This is a genomic window from Arthrobacter sp. NPDC092385 (assembly GCF_044755105.1).
Taxonomy (GTDB): Bacteria; Actinomycetota; Actinomycetes; order Actinomycetales; family Micrococcaceae; genus Arthrobacter_D.
On record NZ_JBIVQL010000012.1, the window covers coordinates 44,571 to 60,386 of the forward strand.

General features: G+C 59.9%; 18 protein-coding genes and 1 pseudogene. 11 read left to right on the forward strand and 8 right to left on the reverse strand.

What is annotated here, in order from left to right:
• Nucleotides 1–130: 130 nt before the first annotated feature.
• The 4 genes from ACIQCY_RS14610 to ACIQCY_RS14625 all read right to left on the reverse strand — a co-directional run bounded on the left by ACIQCY_RS14610 (nucleotide 131) and on the right by ACIQCY_RS14625 (nucleotide 3,475).
• Nucleotides 131–1,087 carry a manganese catalase family protein gene (locus ACIQCY_RS14610; RefSeq protein WP_400484626.1) on the reverse strand — a complete coding sequence of 319 codons (957 nt, stop codon included), beginning with the start codon at nucleotides 1,085–1,087 and terminating at the stop codon, nucleotides 131–133.
• Between the two features lie 499 nt (nucleotides 1,088–1,586).
• A complete protein-coding gene (locus ACIQCY_RS14615) occupies nucleotides 1,587–2,207 on the reverse strand; it encodes an ANTAR domain-containing protein (RefSeq protein WP_400484627.1) in 621 nt (206 codons plus the stop codon).
• A 204-nt stretch (nucleotides 2,208–2,411) separates the two neighbouring features.
• Nucleotides 2,412–2,651 (reverse strand): hypothetical protein, encoded by a 240-nt coding sequence (locus tag ACIQCY_RS14620; RefSeq protein ID WP_400484628.1) that lies wholly within the window; start codon nucleotides 2,649–2,651, stop codon nucleotides 2,412–2,414.
• Nucleotides 2,652–2,698: 47 nt separating this feature from the next.
• Nucleotides 2,699–3,475: a GAF and ANTAR domain-containing protein gene (locus ACIQCY_RS14625; RefSeq protein ID WP_400484629.1), complete on the reverse strand. Its 777-nt coding sequence runs from the start codon at nucleotides 3,473–3,475 to the stop codon at nucleotides 2,699–2,701.
• Nucleotides 3,476–3,836: 361 nt separating this feature from the next.
• On the opposite strand from ACIQCY_RS14625, the gene ACIQCY_RS14630 reads away from it, so the two are divergent.
• The 3 genes from ACIQCY_RS14630 to ACIQCY_RS14640 all read left to right on the forward strand — a co-directional run bounded on the left by ACIQCY_RS14630 (nucleotide 3,837) and on the right by ACIQCY_RS14640 (nucleotide 4,905).
• Nucleotides 3,837–4,094, forward strand: a complete 258-nt coding sequence (locus ACIQCY_RS14630; protein WP_400484630.1) for a hypothetical protein — start codon at nucleotides 3,837–3,839, stop codon at nucleotides 4,092–4,094.
• 90 nt (nucleotides 4,095–4,184) lie between these two features.
• On the forward strand, nucleotides 4,185–4,400 hold the full coding sequence (locus tag ACIQCY_RS14635; RefSeq protein ID WP_400484631.1) for a hypothetical protein: 216 nt from the start codon (nucleotides 4,185–4,187) through the stop codon (nucleotides 4,398–4,400).
• Nucleotides 4,401–4,602: 202 nt separating this feature from the next.
• The gene (locus ACIQCY_RS14640) at nucleotides 4,603–4,905 is read left to right on the forward strand and encodes a helix-turn-helix domain-containing protein (RefSeq protein WP_400484632.1); all 303 of its coding nucleotides are present in this window, start codon (nucleotides 4,603–4,605) and stop codon (nucleotides 4,903–4,905) included.
• A 194-nt stretch (nucleotides 4,906–5,099) separates the two neighbouring features.
• Here ACIQCY_RS14640 and ACIQCY_RS14645 read toward each other — a convergent pair whose 3' ends face one another.
• Nucleotides 5,100–5,477: a hypothetical protein gene (locus ACIQCY_RS14645; protein WP_400484633.1), complete on the reverse strand. Its 378-nt coding sequence runs from the start codon at nucleotides 5,475–5,477 to the stop codon at nucleotides 5,100–5,102.
• Nucleotides 5,478–5,924: 447 nt separating this feature from the next.
• On the opposite strand from ACIQCY_RS14645, the gene ACIQCY_RS14650 reads away from it, so the two are divergent.
• The 3 genes from ACIQCY_RS14650 to ACIQCY_RS14660 all read left to right on the forward strand — a co-directional run bounded on the left by ACIQCY_RS14650 (nucleotide 5,925) and on the right by ACIQCY_RS14660 (nucleotide 7,227).
• The gene (locus ACIQCY_RS14650; RefSeq protein WP_400484634.1) at nucleotides 5,925–6,179 is read left to right on the forward strand and encodes an SOS response-associated peptidase family protein; all 255 of its coding nucleotides are present in this window, start codon (nucleotides 5,925–5,927) and stop codon (nucleotides 6,177–6,179) included.
• Between the two features lie 125 nt (nucleotides 6,180–6,304).
• Complete coding sequence (locus ACIQCY_RS14655) at nucleotides 6,305–6,712, forward strand: hypothetical protein (protein WP_400484635.1); 408 nt, start codon at nucleotides 6,305–6,307, stop codon at nucleotides 6,710–6,712.
• Entirely contained in the window at nucleotides 6,709–7,227 is a 519-nt protein-coding gene (locus ACIQCY_RS14660) for a hypothetical protein (RefSeq protein ID WP_400484636.1), read from the forward strand. The genes ACIQCY_RS14655 and ACIQCY_RS14660 overlap by 4 nt, the downstream gene beginning before the upstream one ends.
• Before the next feature lie 217 nt (nucleotides 7,228–7,444).
• Here ACIQCY_RS14660 and ACIQCY_RS14665 read toward each other — a convergent pair whose 3' ends face one another.
• Both ACIQCY_RS14665 and ACIQCY_RS14670 read right to left on the reverse strand, forming a co-directional pair.
• Nucleotides 7,445–7,693: a DUF3253 domain-containing protein gene (locus tag ACIQCY_RS14665; protein ID WP_400484675.1), complete on the reverse strand. Its 249-nt coding sequence runs from the start codon at nucleotides 7,691–7,693 to the stop codon at nucleotides 7,445–7,447.
• 9 nt (nucleotides 7,694–7,702) lie between these two features.
• A pseudogene (locus ACIQCY_RS14670) lies at nucleotides 7,703–7,759 on the reverse strand (DUF2256 domain-containing protein); the annotation flags it as partial.
• A 294-nt stretch (nucleotides 7,760–8,053) separates the two neighbouring features.
• On the opposite strand from ACIQCY_RS14670, the gene ACIQCY_RS14675 reads away from it, so the two are divergent.
• Together ACIQCY_RS14675 and ACIQCY_RS14680 are read left to right on the forward strand one after the other, a co-directional pair.
• The gene (locus ACIQCY_RS14675; RefSeq protein ID WP_400484637.1) at nucleotides 8,054–8,800 is read left to right on the forward strand and encodes a helicase associated domain-containing protein; all 747 of its coding nucleotides are present in this window, start codon (nucleotides 8,054–8,056) and stop codon (nucleotides 8,798–8,800) included.
• Nucleotides 8,801–9,161: 361 nt separating this feature from the next.
• Entirely contained in the window at nucleotides 9,162–9,869 is a 708-nt protein-coding gene (locus tag ACIQCY_RS14680) for an SOS response-associated peptidase (RefSeq protein ID WP_400484638.1), read from the forward strand.
• A 112-nt stretch (nucleotides 9,870–9,981) separates the two neighbouring features.
• On the opposite strand, the gene ACIQCY_RS14685 is transcribed toward ACIQCY_RS14680, so the two are convergent.
• A complete protein-coding gene (locus ACIQCY_RS14685) occupies nucleotides 9,982–11,214 on the reverse strand; it encodes a hypothetical protein (protein WP_400484639.1) in 1,233 nt (410 codons plus the stop codon).
• Between the two features lie 705 nt (nucleotides 11,215–11,919).
• Between ACIQCY_RS14685 and ACIQCY_RS14690 the strand changes: the two genes are divergently transcribed.
• From ACIQCY_RS14690 to ACIQCY_RS14700, 3 genes are all read left to right on the forward strand, one after another.
• The gene (locus tag ACIQCY_RS14690) at nucleotides 11,920–13,713 is read left to right on the forward strand and encodes a hypothetical protein (RefSeq protein WP_400484640.1); all 1,794 of its coding nucleotides are present in this window, start codon (nucleotides 11,920–11,922) and stop codon (nucleotides 13,711–13,713) included.
• The gene (locus ACIQCY_RS14695; protein WP_400484641.1) at nucleotides 13,710–14,816 is read left to right on the forward strand and encodes a hypothetical protein; all 1,107 of its coding nucleotides are present in this window, start codon (nucleotides 13,710–13,712) and stop codon (nucleotides 14,814–14,816) included. Before ACIQCY_RS14690 ends, ACIQCY_RS14695 begins: the two co-directional genes overlap by 4 nt.
• Before the next feature lie 395 nt (nucleotides 14,817–15,211).
• On the forward strand, nucleotides 15,212–15,796 hold the full coding sequence (locus ACIQCY_RS14700; protein WP_400484642.1) for a recombinase family protein: 585 nt from the start codon (nucleotides 15,212–15,214) through the stop codon (nucleotides 15,794–15,796).
• Nucleotides 15,797–15,816: the final 20 nt, after the last annotated feature.

The window sequence follows — 15,816 nt, forward strand, 5'->3', positions numbered from 1 at the left end:
CGCGCAAGGGTCGATGAGCAGCTGACGTCAGTTCCGACGTGGCGGGTGATGTTCGGGCATCGTCAGAAGGCGCATACATCAAGGGGGTACTCGCTGCTGCGGGCACCCCCTTTGGTGTGCGGTGGAGTCGTTACCTGGAGGACATGGGACCGAATGTCGCGTCTATGTCCGCCATCTCCATGTCGGCCGTAGCTTGGATCAGCTGGAGCAGCTCGGGATCCAGCCCGGGGGCGAACTCCTCCAGGCGTTCCGGTGCGATCTCTGAGGGCACGCCTGCAGGTGCCTGCTCACTGGCGTCGAGGGTCGTCCCGTCGTTCGAGGGTGACATCCCCTGGTAGATCTTCCCGGCCTCGGACTGTCCCCTGAGGTCGAAGGTGTACTGCTTGCTCTGCAGCCCGAGGTCGAGGAGCTTCTTGACCTCGGGGAACTGCTCGGCGTTGGTCTTCGGGATCGGCAGCAAAGATTTCCAGTTCACGCCCAGGGTCTCGAGTGCCTTGGCGTAGCCGTTCTCGTGCGCCTGGTCGCGGACGATCAGGTAGGAGATCGTGGAGCGTGCGGTCTTGTTGTCCGTCATCTCGTACATGCGGCACTTCTGCAGCCGGCCAGTCGCCTCGAGCATCAGGTTGTACAGCAGATCCAGGGGGAGGTTGCCCGAATTGTAGACGTAGCTGCCGCTCCACGGGTTGCCGGCCGAGTCCACCGGCAGGGCACCCTGCGCCCCCACGAGGTAGTGATGGATGTTGCCCTGGGACAGGGCGAGGTTCAGCGGGATAGCGCCGCCGGCACCGGGGGTGTCCAGTGGGTCGTCGAGCTTTCCCTGGTAACGGGGTGATCCGTCGAGAAGACGGGAGATGGTGGTACCGATCAGCTCGACGTGGCTGATCTCCTCCGTTCCGATGCCCTGGATCAGGTCGCGGTAGGGCTTGGCGGCGGCACCGCGGAAATTCATGCTCTGGAACAGGTACTGCATCATGGTGCGCATCTCGCCGAACTGTCCGCCGAGGCCCTCCTGCAGGGCGTTGGCTGCGGCGGGATCCGGCTCGTCGGGGATGATCTCGTTGATGAGCTGCTGGACGTGGAAGAACATGGAATCTCCTGATAACGAACGGCACAAAGGTAAGCCGCCTTACCTTCACCCTGTCACTGCTCGCCCAGCACCACAAGAGTGCAACACTCCGTTGCTGCCGAACTTCCAACGCTGCTAGTCGTCGTGCTTCCCGGAATCCCGGTATCACTTGCGCTCACATCGGCAGGGTCTGACTCTTCGAACACAGGAGAGCAGTTCGTGGCGTCCGGACAATCCCCGGGACGGTGGGAGGACGGTAGGTGAGATTTCCGTCAGGGGCCGGCTGCTTGACGCCCGACGGAATACCCCACATCCGCGCTAGCGCATCAATGTATTCAACGGTCCGAGCGCGGACATGTCCGGGATCGTCGTGTTGCTTACATCCAGTGTGCGCCTTCAACCCGACGCTCAGGGTGAGGGTGTGGTCTGGTTCCCATCAAGACCTCCGGGTGCAGGGCATCAAGTAGGAAGACCCTTAACAGGGATGGGATTGAGCAGGGATGAAATCAGGCGGAGATGTTCAGAGGGCCCGGAACAGGTCGAGGAGGGCGTGGGTGCGGGGCTGATGCTGCTCCTGTCGGGTGAGTTGGTGGGCGCGGTCGATGATCTCCTGGGAGATGACGACGACTTTGCGGTTCGTTCGCTGGCTGTACTGGCTGATGTGCTCGAACGCCTCCGTGGCGTTCAGCCCTGCCCGGCCCATCAGGATGCCTTTGGCCTGCTCGATGACGGATCGGCTCAGCGCGGATGCGGCGACGGCCTCATTGGCGAGCTGGTGCCGATCGACGTGAATGGACTGGGTGAGGTCCACGACCAGGCCCCACACGCCCACAGGCTCACCGTCGCCGATGATGGTGTCAGCGTGGATGAGGACTTTGTGGACGCGTCCTTTGAGGTCCCGGATCGACGCATAGACCGACGCCGGCCCTTTGTTGGTGGACACGTGGTCCCAGAAGGCTCCGGCCGCATCCCTGTCGGCCGGCTCGATGTGGGCCATACCCAGGTCCAGGCTCGGAACGACCTCGCCGCGTTCGTAGCCGTGGATCCGAAACATCTCATCGGACCAGTGGAAGGTGTCGTCGGCGAAGTAGTGTTCGACAGTTCCCGTGGGGCAGTCGACGAAGTACTCGACGCTGGACACAACATCGGTTAGGGGGACAAGTGAGTCAGGGGAGTGAGTCACGATACAGCCGTTCGACTTACTCAAGTCGGGGCTAGCGACTTAACCCGGACCTCAAAAGAACAGAATATCAAAAGGTGCGTATAGACAGATTGACTGATTCATGAGCTGCACTGTCCGCTTTGCTGCGGGACCGACCTGCTAGGGGTAGGACAAGGTGGTCCCCTACGCGTCGTCGGTGCGGCTGTCCGTGTGCCTGTCCATGTGGTCGTCGGTGTAGGGGGCGGCCGGTGGTGGTGTTTCGGCGATGAGTTCGTTCACGGCGTGGGAGACGAGGTTCCGGTCCAGCGGTAACAGGTCGGTGAGTCCGTGGAGGTAGGCGTCGATCTCGACTTCGTCCGCGTTGCCGGTGAGTGAGAAATACCGGATCCACACCGATGGGACGTCGAGTCCGACGGCGTGCATGGCGTGCAAGGTCCGCAGGCGTTGCTCTTCAGGTGAATATCGGATAGTCACAGGTCACCGTGGGGGTCGGTGCCGTCCTGACGTTCACTGATCATGGCGGCTTGGGTGCCGATGGTGGTGTGGGTGTGTGTCGCCTGTTCGATCAGCTGGTCCATCGCTGCCTGCCGGTCGATGCCGTGGCGTTCCATCAGTATCCCTCGGGCAATCCCGATGGTGTCCCTGTTCGCCAGGGACTCCTTGATTTCATCACTGATGCGCTGCGGAGTGTCGCTGGCCTGAATGTGTCCCAGGAGCGCTGCCGCGGAACGGGCGAGAGCGGCCAGGAGGCGCTGATCCTCGTCGGAGAACGCGTCAGGAACAGTCGAATAGACCTTCATCGCACCAAGAGCTGCTGGCTCGTTCAGCAACGGGACGCTCAGACAGGACCGCACACCCCTGGCTGCTGCTGCGGCCATCCATTTCTGCCACCTGTCACCACTGCCACTGCCACGGCCACTGCCAGTGTGGTTGTTGGTGTCGCTGAGGGTGTCGGCGATGTAGGTGGGGGTGCCGGTAGCCCAGGCGCTGATGCAGGGTCCGTCGCCGAGGTCGTACTGCAGGTTGTCGGCTTCGAGCACGTCGTCGTCGGTGGCGCCGACGCTGGTGCGGTGCCCGGAGGAATCGACGATGCTCACCCCGGCACCCTGCGCAGCGCCGATGACGTCCTTGGCTACCCCGGCCAACGCCTCGACCGCGTCGTGGGCCGTCTGCTCGGTCAGGAGATAGCCCTTGGTGCGACCGAAGATGGTGAACAACTCCGACGAAGGAGCCGGTGAGGCAGGCATCGGGGAAGGGAGATGTGACGAGGGGGAGGGTGAGGAGAAAGGTGGGGTGGTGGCCACGGTGTACTTTCGGCTGTCCTACCAGGGATGAGTACCTGGGAAAAAAGGGGAGGCTGGCTGCTCAACTTCCCTGAACACCGCTGACGCGATACTCGCGAACAAGTTTACGCCGGACAGGTGGACCGCCGGGTTTTTGTGCGGGGTCGCCCGGATCCATGTGTGGGTTCAGATTCCGCTGTCGCCGGCAATGGTGACTGGGGTAAACATGAGAGACCAGTCAGGTACGTGGGAACCCGTGGGGGTGGCTTCGGCGGACCGGTCTGCAGGTATCAGGTCACATACAACAGAAGAGGGTTCTAGCGTCATGTCCGATAATGATCTCCATAGGATTGCCGTTGCAGCGGCAGACAAGGAAGCAGCCGCGTTCGAACTTGATCATGCGGATCTGAACCTGAAGGAAGCGGTGGTCATCGCCCTGGAACACGGCACGCCTCCGGAGGTGATAGCTCAGGTCGCGGATCTCGACCCCGATGAAGTCATTCACCTCGTTCAGACCATCGAGGAGCCCGCTCTTCTGACCCTGGATGAGATCGACCCGACCCCTGCCAAGGACTCAGCATAGCCAGCGCCGACGCCTATCGTGCAGGACGCCAGCTAACCCCCACGGTGATTGCGCAGTGACACCCAAGTCACCAACCAGGAAGAGGCACCTATGGGAACCACGGAGTACATCGCACAACCGGCCTCAAGCGTCACGATGACGACGCCGTTCAGCGAAAGCCTGATCGTCCACGCACCTCAGCTCGCAGCGCCCAGATTCGAGGACATATCTGAGGACCGCCTGGAGGCCGCACCCATCTTGTTCTCCCACCCTGTGCGCGTGGACCTTACGTGGACACCGGCAGCGAACAAGGATCTCCTCGGGTAGACACCCGGCCAGCTAAGACCACAGTCCGATCCGGGGCGGTACAGCCACCAGCTGTGCCGCCCTTTTTCCTGTCCGCGGCCGGGCGCCGTCACCCGGCGGTACCTTACGTTCTCGTGCCTTCCAGGGGTGTTGCTGGCACTTCAACCAGGGCAATGGTCCTCCCGCTTCGCTCAGGGTCGCCTCCACCCACTGATGGCCTGTAGTGGCGTCGATCAGGGGTGCAGCGTCTGGTGGCTGGAATGCTGGATACATAACAGACCAACCCCACGACGACAGGCAAGACGATGAGCAACCCAAGCCGCTGCGGTTCCTCACCCTGCAGCAGGTAGCCGACGAGCTGAACACCAAGCACAACACCATCCGAGGACTCCTCGCCTCCGGGGACCTGCCGGCCATCCAGATCGGCGGCCGCGGCCAGTGGCGCATCGAACGCACCAAGCTCGAGGACTACATCACCGGCGCCTATGCCAAAGCCCGCGCCGACATCGCGAAAGGCGACGTGTAGGGGTGGACGCTGTATAAATTGGGGCATTACGGGCCGAAGCAAAGGCCATTCCGGACCCGGGAGGCCCACTCCTCGGGCTTTACTGACGCGCTGCGTGCCTGGGCTGCGTCCCATCCCGAGGTCGACCGCAACGTGCTGATGAGTATCATCATCCGGCAGCTCAGGATCCATAAGTAGACCGTCAAGCCCTTGGCCTACGCTGAACGGTCGTCCTGTCCATCAGAGGCCGGCGTGACCGCGTTCAGCCACACCCAGCCCTCACGCTGGATCTTGATGAGAGGTTCGAGGAACCGGATCTTCACCGCTGTGCGCGTGTACGCGATCGCATGTGCTTGGACGCGGATGGCTTTGGAGGGGTATCGAACCCACGCATACACCCGGCGTGGTTTGGGGAAGTCAGTGGGACGGCAGTTCTCAACGTCGAGCTCGGCCGCGGTGAGCATGACCAGTTCCTCACGCATGACGAACTCCTCAATCCGCTCGTCCATCCGCTTCGCGTAGTAGGCGGCATGGTGCTTGTTCTGGCCCACCATGCGGACAGTACGAGGCAGCGCCGACAATCGAAGCTTCACCGTTGTTGTTCCTACTCGAATCCCAGCCCGCAGCGGGAAAGACTGTGCACGGCCACCTTTCGCTCGAGGTGAGCTAGCCCGTGTCGGTGACTCAGATGGTTGTGTGCAGGTGGGCCCTTGGTTCCTGCTGTGCAGCATGTGTGCGGGAGAAGCAGCGGAGCTTGGGGAGCTTTGCCGTGCCCATGTGCGCAGGAGGCACAGCAACGTGACGACTGATCAGCTCTCGCTCTCGTTGTCCTTACGGCCCTTGGGCCGGGGACCGAACATGATGCCGGCGAGTAGTGCCAGGCCGACGCCCACGAGTATGGCTGTTTCCACGAATGATTCCTCACGACGATGATGGCGCTGCGTCTACCCGTGAGGAGGCGTCCGTACAGGTCGGCGCAGGGGAGCCTAAGTTCACCACGGCAGAGACCCTGTGGCGAGGGACGGGGCAGAATGATCGGTATGTGTGGACGCTTCGTGATCGCCGGGCACAAGGCCAGTATTCAGGACGCGTTCAGCGTCGACGAGGCGTTCCAGGATGAGTTGAAGCCGTCATGGAACGTGGCCCCGATGCAGGGAATCCCGTTCGTGTTCGAGCAGCTTCGCGAGGGGACACTGGTGCGCCGCCTCGAGATAGCACGCTGGGGACTCCTCCCTGTCTGGTCCAAGGACCCCAAGGCCTGGGCAAGGATTCTCTGCACTAGCGTCAGTGACTGAGTGCGCTGCCTGTTCTCTTCGAGTCTCCTCGAGGGAAGAGTGGCGGGATCGTGTGCATTGGAGGGGCAGCCGAAGAACACTCAGCTACGGTCGCCCCAGCAACTTCACGGAAGAACAGGATCACCATGACGGCATACCAGGACGCCGAGGACGAAAAGAGGCGTGAGCAACGCCGACAGAGAATCGCGGTGAGGCGTCGTCGGCGGCTGATCGTCAATCGCGTGGCGACACCGCTCATGTTCCTCGCCACCCTGGCTTTCTGCGCGGCATTCATCGCAGGGGAACTGGACGAGCCGAGACGGGACGCGAGACTCGTTGAGTTCGTGGAGTCTCAGGGCGGCGAGGTGACGAAAATCGACCATCCGAACGGAACCGGCCATCGTGGAAACGGATCGGGAGGACCGGCCTACGTCGATGTCGTGTTCGACGGCAAACAGAGTCGCTGCACCTACCATCTTCTCAATCAGGAGCCGCGCTCCCTCGAATGCAATCCCGTCGTCAACCCATCGCAGTCAGAGAGCAGCCGCTCGTGAGCGACGCTCAGCAGACATCAACGCAGACGCGTTCGAAGGGTGATGAGAAGGCGTTCATCGACAAGGTGATGAAGGCGCTGTCCGTGGCGAGTATCTGCGCGTTCGCGGCAACTATCGCCTTCCTGGCATGGGAGGCCCACGAGACTCGACAGCAGTACAACGATTCCTACGTTCAGGCGGTCGAGGACACATACGGCGTGGAGGTGGACGAGCGTATCCCCCTGGGCCAGGTGAGGTTGACCGGGGAGTCGGCCGAGGGCGGGCGCGACCACTGCTTTGGTCCCGAGGAGTACCGTGTCGCGGCGGACAGCGTTGATGAGCCGGACTCCCTGCTCTGCTTCGACCGTGACCGCTACCGGGACATTCTCAGGTTCGTGGAGTCCGAGGGCGGCGAGGTCATCGGACGCCACATGGGGGAGGACACCTTGGCGGTCGTGTTCAAGGATGATGGTCCGTTCGGTGTCAGCTGCAGCGTGCCGGAACCGGATGACACGGAGCTGCACTGCGCTCGGTAGCTTCCGACGAAGAATCAGCATCGCTGGCGCAGCTAGCAGCGTCGTTATAGAACAGCTGATCAGCCGCCTGTGTCCTGGGCATCAGGAATTGCGTTGATGCCCAACCACAACACCAGCGCTTCGAGCCATTCGCGCGCCGAGCACGGACGACGGCGGAACACCCTGCCCGCGCACGATGCGGTCAGAGGGGTCTATGCAATCAGCGGGGTCAGCACGATCAGCGGGGTCTGCGGAGTGTGACGGGGCCCTTGGCGGTCGAGGGATCGACGACGGCCCCGCGCTGCACCATCTCCGCGAGTCCGCGGGCGACGAGCCTGCGGGCAGCGTTCCGTGCAGGCTCGTGCAGCGGGCTGTCACTGCCGCCGAGGGCCGCTGCGGCGTCGGCCGGGTCGATCCCCGAACCGCGGGCTCCGGTGTCGAGCCGCGCGAGCAGCCACTCCTCGAGCGCGGTGTCGATGGCACGGATTTTGCGGGACCGGCAGGCGTCGCTGCAGTAGGCGACGTCCTCCCAGTTCCGCTCCCACTTCTTCCGCCACTAGATGCGGCGTCCGCAGGAGCGGCAGGACTTGGGCTCGTGCGCCGGACCTGCCGACCTCATCACCGTGCCACCGCAGCCGTCACATGCGTCCGAAGATGGAGCGGGTCACAGCGAAGGCGCCGTAGCTCAATAGGCGGGAGCGGTCGCACATTTTCGTACCCCTTACACGACGCGAGTCGGGCGGCTTTGCTCGTCGGAACGGGAGGTGCTCCTGGAATGCCATCGGTGGCCAGTATGCGCAGAAGCCGCATTGCAAACTGCCTCCCCAATGGTGGCAGAGGATGCCACATGTCGGCGAGGGCGACCTGCTCCGGATCCGGCGCCGATAACAGCGCATATGACAACCCCCGGCGGTCCCGCGCTGTGCCGGCCAGGGTGATCGCCGACTGGTGTCGGGTGGACGTCCGCCGCGTACACCGCACCATCGACAAGCAGATTACCCTGCACCCGGAATGGTTCGACCGGTGCTGGCGAATCCACGACCAACCCGCACCCGCCCAGAGCACGCGGCGGTATGTGAGGACTCGGGAGCAGGCGTGGTGGGAGCACTACGACGAAGTGGCAACTTATATGCGCGAACGCGGCGGTGCTCTGCCGGCGCAGAATGACAGCCCACGGGTGAGGGTGCTGTACCGGTGGATCGAGGCCCAACGCCGGCAACACGACGCCGGCACACTCGCTCAGGACAGGGTTGATGCCCTGAACAGGCTAGGGGAGTGGATCGGTACCAGGAAAGGAGGTCCGGAGCAGTTGTGGGCGCAGCGCCTCGAGGAGGTGCAGCCATTCTGGGCCAGCGCCGGTCGGTTCCCGTACTACGACCCGGACCGGCACCCGGACGAGAAGGTCCTGGCTGTGTGGTTGGGCCGGCAGCGCACCTGGTGGTGGAAGGGCCAGCTACGGGCCGACCGGCAGGAGAGCCTCGATCGAGTCTTGCCCGGGTGGAATGCTTGCACTGCGTCCAGGACAACGGGCAACGGTATGTCAGACACCGGTATGTCAGACACAACGGCAACAACGGGCAGCGGTTTCCAGTAACGGCAGTCGACGCGACAGCGAGGTCGAAACTTATCGCCAGTCCCGCATAGTTCTATTTGCTCCTGTTATCGCCAATGCCACCATTGGTGGCATCTCCTTTTGTCACCAAGAGGGGCATGAGACCCTAGGCTCCGCTCGTGGAGGCTGTGCACGGCCACCGTTCGCTCGAGGAGAGCTTCATCGTATGGGTGACTTAGGTGGGTGTGTACTGGTGGTTCCATGGTTCCTGCTGTCCAGGTGTGTGCGGGAAAAGCAGCGGAGCATGGGGGAGCTTTTGTTGTGCACAGGTGGGCAGGAGGCGCACCAACCCTCGACCCCTGGGGTCCTGCTCGCGTATGCGCGCTAGGGCAGAATGGCGGGCATGTATGGACGCTTCGTGATCGCAGGGAACAAGGCCGCTATCCGGGACGCATTCAGTGTTGACGAGACGTTCCAGGAAGAGCTGAAGCCGTCGTGGAACGTGGCCCCGATGCAGGAGATCCCGTTCGTGTCCGAGCAGTTGCGCGATGGCGAACTGGTGCGCCGCCTCGAGATAGCACGCTGGGGACTCGTCCCTGTCTGGTCCAAGGACCCGAAGGTCGGCGCGAGGATGATCAACGCCCGCAGCGAGACCGTCATGGAGAAGCCGTCGTTCCGCACGGCGGCCGCCAAACGGCGAGCATTGATCCCCGCAAACGGGTACTACGAGTGGCAGAAGAACGCGGACGGGACGAAGACCCCGCACTACCTCCACGGTAAGGACGAGGACCAGTTGCTGGGCTTCGCCGGCCTGTACGAGTTCTGGCCCGACCCCACCAAGGCCGAGGATGCCGAGGACAAGTGGCTGGTGACCGCGACGATCCTCACCCGGGCTGCCCATGACGTGCTCGGGCACATTCATGACCGGACGCCGGTCATCATCCCGACAAACCTGCAAGATCAGTGGCTGGACCCGACGATGACCGAGCGGGATCAGGTGCAGCGCTGCATCGACACCATTGCCGAACCCAACCTCGTGCCACGCATCGTCGGCAAGGACGTCGGATCAATTCGCAATGACGGGCCCCAGCTGATTACACCAACGAGTTAGAGCGTAAGGGGCTTCGATTGCCTGAGTGTGACCACGAACCCGCGGCCTCGGTGAAGGATTTTTGTAGCTAAAGTGTTCGGGTTAAGGATAGACATCCGGTACGGTTACTTGCCTAAGACTCAAAGTCTTGTTTGGGTTCCCCGTAGTTGCGAAGATCGAGAACGAGCTCTACTTGTAGCTCTTGAACTCCATCAAGGACGAGTGCTGCTCGGAGACCCTCGATAACGGCCAAATTCCCCTCACGCAGAGTGCCAAACCTACGCACCTCCCCAAGTGTCTCGTTGGCGGCAATGGCCTTCACGGCTCCAATGACCCCAAACTGCTGGCCATTGCCTGTGTCCTGAGACTCCTCGGCACGGAGGGTGATGTACTTTCCGCCCGCCGGAGCCAGCTGATACTCGCCAGCTGGCTCATCCTCAAGTTTCGTTTTGTCGTTGCTTACAAATATTTCGTACCCGCGGTGCAGAGACTCCGCCATCAGTTCCCGGCCGGCAGCCACCAAGCCGCCACTTGAATACTTGGTTTCGAGGTACTCAATCGTAAGCGCACGGAACATAAGGGCATAGCGGTAACGGGCTTCAGTGATGGGAGCTCGAGACCTCCAGTCCTGTGGCGTCCAAGTTGTGCGTCCACTCTTCGCGTGAAAGATGGCTGTCCGCAGTTTGCGGTAAAGCTCGTCATAGATGGCGTTGCTCGGCGATCGTGGTGATGCGGGGGCGAAAAGTTGCAAGTCGACCTGCTCGCCGACTTGTTTTAGCGCTCTCTTGAGCCAGGTGCCTTCTCCTTCGCGCCTACCATCAGCTGCCGGAGGATGAGGTGGGACGACCCAGCTGAGGAGTGATTCAAGCGCTAGATACAGGTTTCGAAACGAGTCAAAAAGATCCGTCGAGGACTCACTGATGCGGTAGTAGCGAAGGCTTTGGTGCCAAGCTCCCGATGGTGCAGCGGGCGGTTCCAGGACTTTGCCGCTGCTGTCATAGGCCACCGCTCGTGCTGTCAGCCTCGTAGATATCTGATTCTTACCGATAATTCTCAGTGTCATCCCTGCATCAGAATTCCAGCCCACAATGTAGGGGCTGTCCTTATGGGCCAGCAGGAGCGGCCGACCTCCATGGCTGAAGTGAACGTCGATTGCCCGGTTTGCCGCGTCCAGCGCTCTAGCGTGAGTCTCTTCAAACCCCCCTCGCGGACAGTTCGTCACCACAATGTATCTGCTATTGGCTGGAATGGTGACGGATGCCCCGTCAGGCGATTCATATGTGAAATCCTCATCGTCTGACTCAGACACGAGATCGAAGACCCCCACGCCTTCGGCGCCGAGACCGATCCCTCCGAACTTGGCCATACTTAACTATGTCAGAAGCCGCATCTCATGAGTACCGCTTCGGGTAGCGCCAAGTTCTGCATATTGCAGGGACGCATATGGTGTCCGGCTCTCAAGATGCTTGCACTTCGCTCGGGTCTGTAGTGGCTGAAGAGCAGGCACCCCTCCTAGAGGTCGCCCACTGGGGACTCGTTCCGGTGCGGTCCAAGAACTCGATGGCGGGTGAGCGCCGCCGCCGAACGTTTTGCACTGACTCCTGCAAATGGTTACTTCGCGTGGCAGAAGACGAGGACCGGACGAACACTCCGTACGGCACGACTGTAAGGATCAACTGCTGACTCTTATGGGGTCTGCAGAATTTCTGGCTCGGGCCAACGAGAATCGAGAAAGCACTGCGTGCGAGGCTGCTAAGCGCGACAATCCTCACCGATCGACTGACTAGTCGACCGCCTCGGACCTGCGTACTGGTGGACAACCTGAAGGTGTAAAGGTTCAACCCAAGGATCACCCATCATCCACTCGTCAATGCTTTTTGAAGTTCACTCGAGTTGAGGGACCGGCACTATCGCTCTCAAGGTCTGAGCAATGCCGCTGTGTTCCTCCTGTCCTAGCAATCATGGAGTCTACCTGTCCTCAGCCCCGATGAGCTCAGGTGCCTGCAAGGAGTGCCCAGTTCTAGTCCGGGGAACGTTCTCTTTCGGCTGTCGGCTAGACTCCGTCTGTCGTATGGCACAGAACAGGGGCTGCATGAAATATCGAGTTTATGAGATAGCGCGAATAGCAGGGGTAACCTCCGAGGAGGTTATTGAGCAGTTGCGCGCCAGCGGAGAGTTCGTGCGGTCCTCTGCCACAGGCGTCGAAGAAATTGTTGCCCGTCGGATGTTGGAGCTCTACGGGGCCTCGATTACGGAGCCTAATGCGAAACCCTCGACAGAGACTGCACCAGTCGCCCATACCCCTCCGACTATTTATACTTGGCAAGCTAATCCCGTAACTGAGCCGCGAAACAACGAGGTCCTTAGTAGGATCGCCTCGCTCGAAGCGCTTTTTCCAATTGCCGCTGAGCATCGCAAGATGTTGAAAGCTTTAGGGTCACAGTTTGTATATGCAAAAACTTTCAAGGCACCCGATGGGAAGCAATTAGGCTTGGCTCTGGCTCGCTTTAGTGGGGCTATTGAGTCTGCCTTTGGTATTACACGGGAGGTGATGTTCTTTTACACGCCATATCGTGATTTGCAGATTCGTACGTTCACTTGGGCCAAAGAGGAACTACTAGCGCTATCCCGAGACGCAACGCCTGATCTCGTCTTATTCCATGCTCTTGATGATCGATTAACGATAAAGCTTGAGGACTGGTCAAGACTGGCATTTACGGCTATTCCACTTGATGCCAAGCTGAACCCTGACCCAATATCTCTCGTGCGGTTAATTCGCGACCATGTCTACGCTCGAGATTTGTTTTACGAGACAACGCCAGTGCGCGGCGATCGCTTCTTCGGTCGCAAAACGATTTTGCAGGAACTCAGAGACGACGTTACAAAGCAGAGGGTTTCCGGGTTGTTTGGACTTCGGAAGAGTGGGAAGACTAGTATACTACTGCAGCTCTCGGAGCTCATTGAGTCAGACACATCTGTACCCGTCTTTGTGGACCTTGAGGTATTGCCTTCACCCCCAAATGACCCGACCCTGCCGCTAATTGCGGAACTCGCAACACGCCTGCGCGCCGAACTTGGGAAACGCGGCATTCGGTCACGAGAGCTGGAACCGCTCGAATTAGCCCCTAGTATTCCAGCATTTAAAACCGCGCTACAAAAGATGTTGGCCCGTCTCGACAAGACAGGGGTGAAAGTGACGTTGATGCTGGACGAAATTGAGTTCCTCACTCCGGGCGACCAAGTTGACACTGCGGAAGGAGAATTTTCTGGAGTAGCGCAGGTCCTCGGAATTCTCAGAAGTATGGTCCAAAGTACAGAAAACTTTACCTTCATATTGTCTGGTCTCACCAACGACATACTTGAGAACGGAAGGTTGTACGGGCGCCCTAACCCTCTCTTTTCCTGGGCCAAGGCTCGTTATATTGGACCGTTTGAGCGTGTAGAAGCAGGCGAACTCGCGACCGCCGTTGGCTCACGTATGGGAATCGAGATTGAACCAAGTGCGTTAGAGGCTCTCTACGACGCATCGGGGGGGCATGCCTACCTCTATCGTAACCTTGCCTCTGCGGTCGTCGGCGATCTTCCTGTCGACACTTATCGTCGCGTCATGCGAAATTCTGATGTTCTGCACCGATTAATTCCATGGAAGCGATCGATCGCTGGAAATCTCGATGAAATCCTGGGTCATCTCGGACGTTACTATCCGACGGAAAATGTACTCCTTGAGATCCTAATGGAGTCGCCGGATGAGTTTCACTCTGTTGCTGCCTTCGAGGACAAGGCAATTCATCATCTCATCAGCCTAGGTCTTATTCATGAGGTAGCCGGGCACTTCAGCCCTAGCACCTTGTTGGAGTTGAAATGACCGACAGGGGAGGGTGGATTCTCGACCTTGAACGCCAAGCGCGTAGGTTTGCAGTTGTCTTTGTCCATTTAGGTTTTGCCTTCTCGACATTGCGCGCTGATTTGGTTGACATCAAAGGGACGCAGCTGTGTATCAATGATTATCTTGCTCAACCAGCTCCTGATCAGCCAACCCTTCATATACTCAACGACTTCGAACGGGTGTCAAAAACCAAGGACGCAACTATTGGGCGGCTGCGGGAGCGGGTTCTTTCGGACATTGATTCCGGGCATGTTTTTATTCTTGTTTCTACTATTTCAAGAAACTTCTTCGAGCCTTCGCCAGGCAGCGACCTTCTCGCCGATGCCACACATGTTTTTGTGCCACTCGATGACCCATCAGGTGAGGACCCTCTTACCGTTTTTCCGTCGTACAATTCTTGCGGGCAAGATAGCTCCAAGTTGCTTATAGGATGCCTTGAGGAAGTCGGATCATCGACGGTGCATGCGCTAAGCCAAGCCATCTGGGAGGAAGGTCGTAGTCCTAGAGACACCATTGAGGTTCTCAGTAAAATCGACATAGAGGCACTCAGGGGTGCAGGGCTTGTTTCAGTTGATGGCACGTCTGTGCAATGGACCATGAATAGTGTGTGGAAAAAGTTCAAGAGCGCGGTCGCCCTTGTGTCTGCAAGGTATACAGAGGAATCGTCATGGTTAGTCGATACTTTCATTGATCTTTGGGTGATCGAGAGACTAATTAGGAATGGTATTCGTGATGCCCTCATTGCAAAGCAGGGCGAAGGTTGGCGCGACGGTTGTCTAACCGCAGGACTGAAACAGGAGGTATTAGAGCGAGCACGGAAGGATGCGCAGCCGGCCGCTCGTTCCTTGCGGGATCTCCGCGACCCGCTTGAATGGCTCACGACAGTGGAACTCCTTCAGCTGAGGGAGGATCGTGAACTGGGAAATGTCGGACTGGAGGCATATATGTGGACCAAGCTTCGTAACGCAGTAGTACCCATCAGAAATAGGGCTGCTCACATGAGATTTATAGACGCTCAGGATGCGCGAACTCTCCGGACCTGGCGTTTGATCGTCTCGAAAGGGATGGCTAAACCGTCCTGAGAGGGGCGGTCCAGCACCTACAACGCTTGAGTCAGCCGTAAGGCACTGCCGGGCCCAAGAGTTCACCGGCAAGCTGGTCTGCGAGGTGGATGTCGCTGTGTAAGTCGGTCCGGTCGTCTCGCGTACATTCGCGTGTCGGCCTTACTTCCAGGTGACGCGTATCTACATCTGGCGAAGGTTGGAAAGGCAGGACATGAAGCAGCGCCGTAGGTTGTCCTACTGAGGTCTGAACAAAGGATCCTTTGACCGGACGGATGAGTGACCCTTCGGGCGATTCGGACGTTCGTAGTATCGGCGGGAGATCCGAGCCCCCCTTTTGTCTCAGCAATGTGTCTCACGTCGGGTATTCTCATCAAAGAAGAAATTAGCCTTTGTTGAGCGATAGGAGTGTCGGGATGGGAAGTATCGGTTATGCGAGGGTCAGCACGCTGGAGCAGAACGCTGATTTGCAGCACGCAGCGCTGACTGCCGCGGGATGCGACCGCATCTTCATCGACCATGGGGTGAGTGGAACGACGGCCAGCCGGCCGGAGCTCGACAAGCTCCTCGACCACCTCCGAAAGGGGGACGAGGTTGTTGTGTGGAAATTGGACCGGCTCGGCCGCAACACCCGCAACCTGTTGGCCCTCATCGATGACCTCGAGCGCAGGGGAGTGCATTTCCGCAGCGTCACCGAAGGCATCAGCACCACCGGGCCCATGGGCAGGGCGATGCTCACCGTCATGTCCGCATTCGCGCAGCTCGAGCGCGACCAACTAGCCGAGCGAACAAGGGCCGGCATGGCCGCGGCCGCTGAACATGGGCGTAAAGCCGGCCGACGGGAAGTGACGACCGACCACGCGAAGGTGAAGCGCGCGAGGGAGCTTAAAGCACAAGGTCTCACCCCCGCGGACATCGGGAAGATCATCGGGGCCAGCCGGGCGACGGTGTACCGCTATCTGAGCATGTCAGCGCAAGTAGATTCCTTTTCCACAGTCTGAGTAAGAGGAGCGCCGGTAAG

What these genes read in the sequence shown, in the direction of transcription:
- ACIQCY_RS14685 (WP_400484639.1), bottom strand. Translation starts at nt 11,214, where the DNA reads ATGGCCAAGTTCGGAGGGATCGGTCTCGGCGCCGAAGGCGTGGGGGTC.
- ACIQCY_RS14620 (WP_400484628.1), bottom strand. Translation starts at nt 2,651, where the DNA reads ATGCACGCCGTCGGACTCGACGTCCCATCGGTGTGGATCCGGTATTTC.
- ACIQCY_RS14635 (WP_400484631.1), top strand. Translation starts at nt 4,185, where the DNA reads ATGGGAACCACGGAGTACATCGCACAACCGGCCTCAAGCGTCACGATG.
- ACIQCY_RS14650 (WP_400484634.1), top strand. Translation starts at nt 5,925, where the DNA reads ATGTGTGGACGCTTCGTGATCGCCGGGCACAAGGCCAGTATTCAGGAC.
- ACIQCY_RS14610 (WP_400484626.1), bottom strand. Translation starts at nt 1,087, where the DNA reads ATGTTCTTCCACGTCCAGCAGCTCATCAACGAGATCATCCCCGACGAG.
- ACIQCY_RS14625 (WP_400484629.1), bottom strand. Translation starts at nt 3,475, where the DNA reads ATGCCTGCCTCACCGGCTCCTTCGTCGGAGTTGTTCACCATCTTCGGT.
- ACIQCY_RS14690 (WP_400484640.1), top strand. Translation starts at nt 11,920, where the DNA reads ATGGCACAGAACAGGGGCTGCATGAAATATCGAGTTTATGAGATAGCG.
- ACIQCY_RS14700 (WP_400484642.1), top strand. Translation starts at nt 15,212, where the DNA reads ATGGGAAGTATCGGTTATGCGAGGGTCAGCACGCTGGAGCAGAACGCT.
- ACIQCY_RS14675 (WP_400484637.1), top strand. Translation starts at nt 8,054, where the DNA reads ATGTCGGCGAGGGCGACCTGCTCCGGATCCGGCGCCGATAACAGCGCA.
- ACIQCY_RS14680 (WP_400484638.1), top strand. Translation starts at nt 9,162, where the DNA reads ATGTATGGACGCTTCGTGATCGCAGGGAACAAGGCCGCTATCCGGGAC.
- ACIQCY_RS14695 (WP_400484641.1), top strand. Translation starts at nt 13,710, where the DNA reads ATGACCGACAGGGGAGGGTGGATTCTCGACCTTGAACGCCAAGCGCGT.
- ACIQCY_RS14655 (WP_400484635.1), top strand. Translation starts at nt 6,305, where the DNA reads ATGACGGCATACCAGGACGCCGAGGACGAAAAGAGGCGTGAGCAACGC.
- ACIQCY_RS14630 (WP_400484630.1), top strand. Translation starts at nt 3,837, where the DNA reads ATGTCCGATAATGATCTCCATAGGATTGCCGTTGCAGCGGCAGACAAG.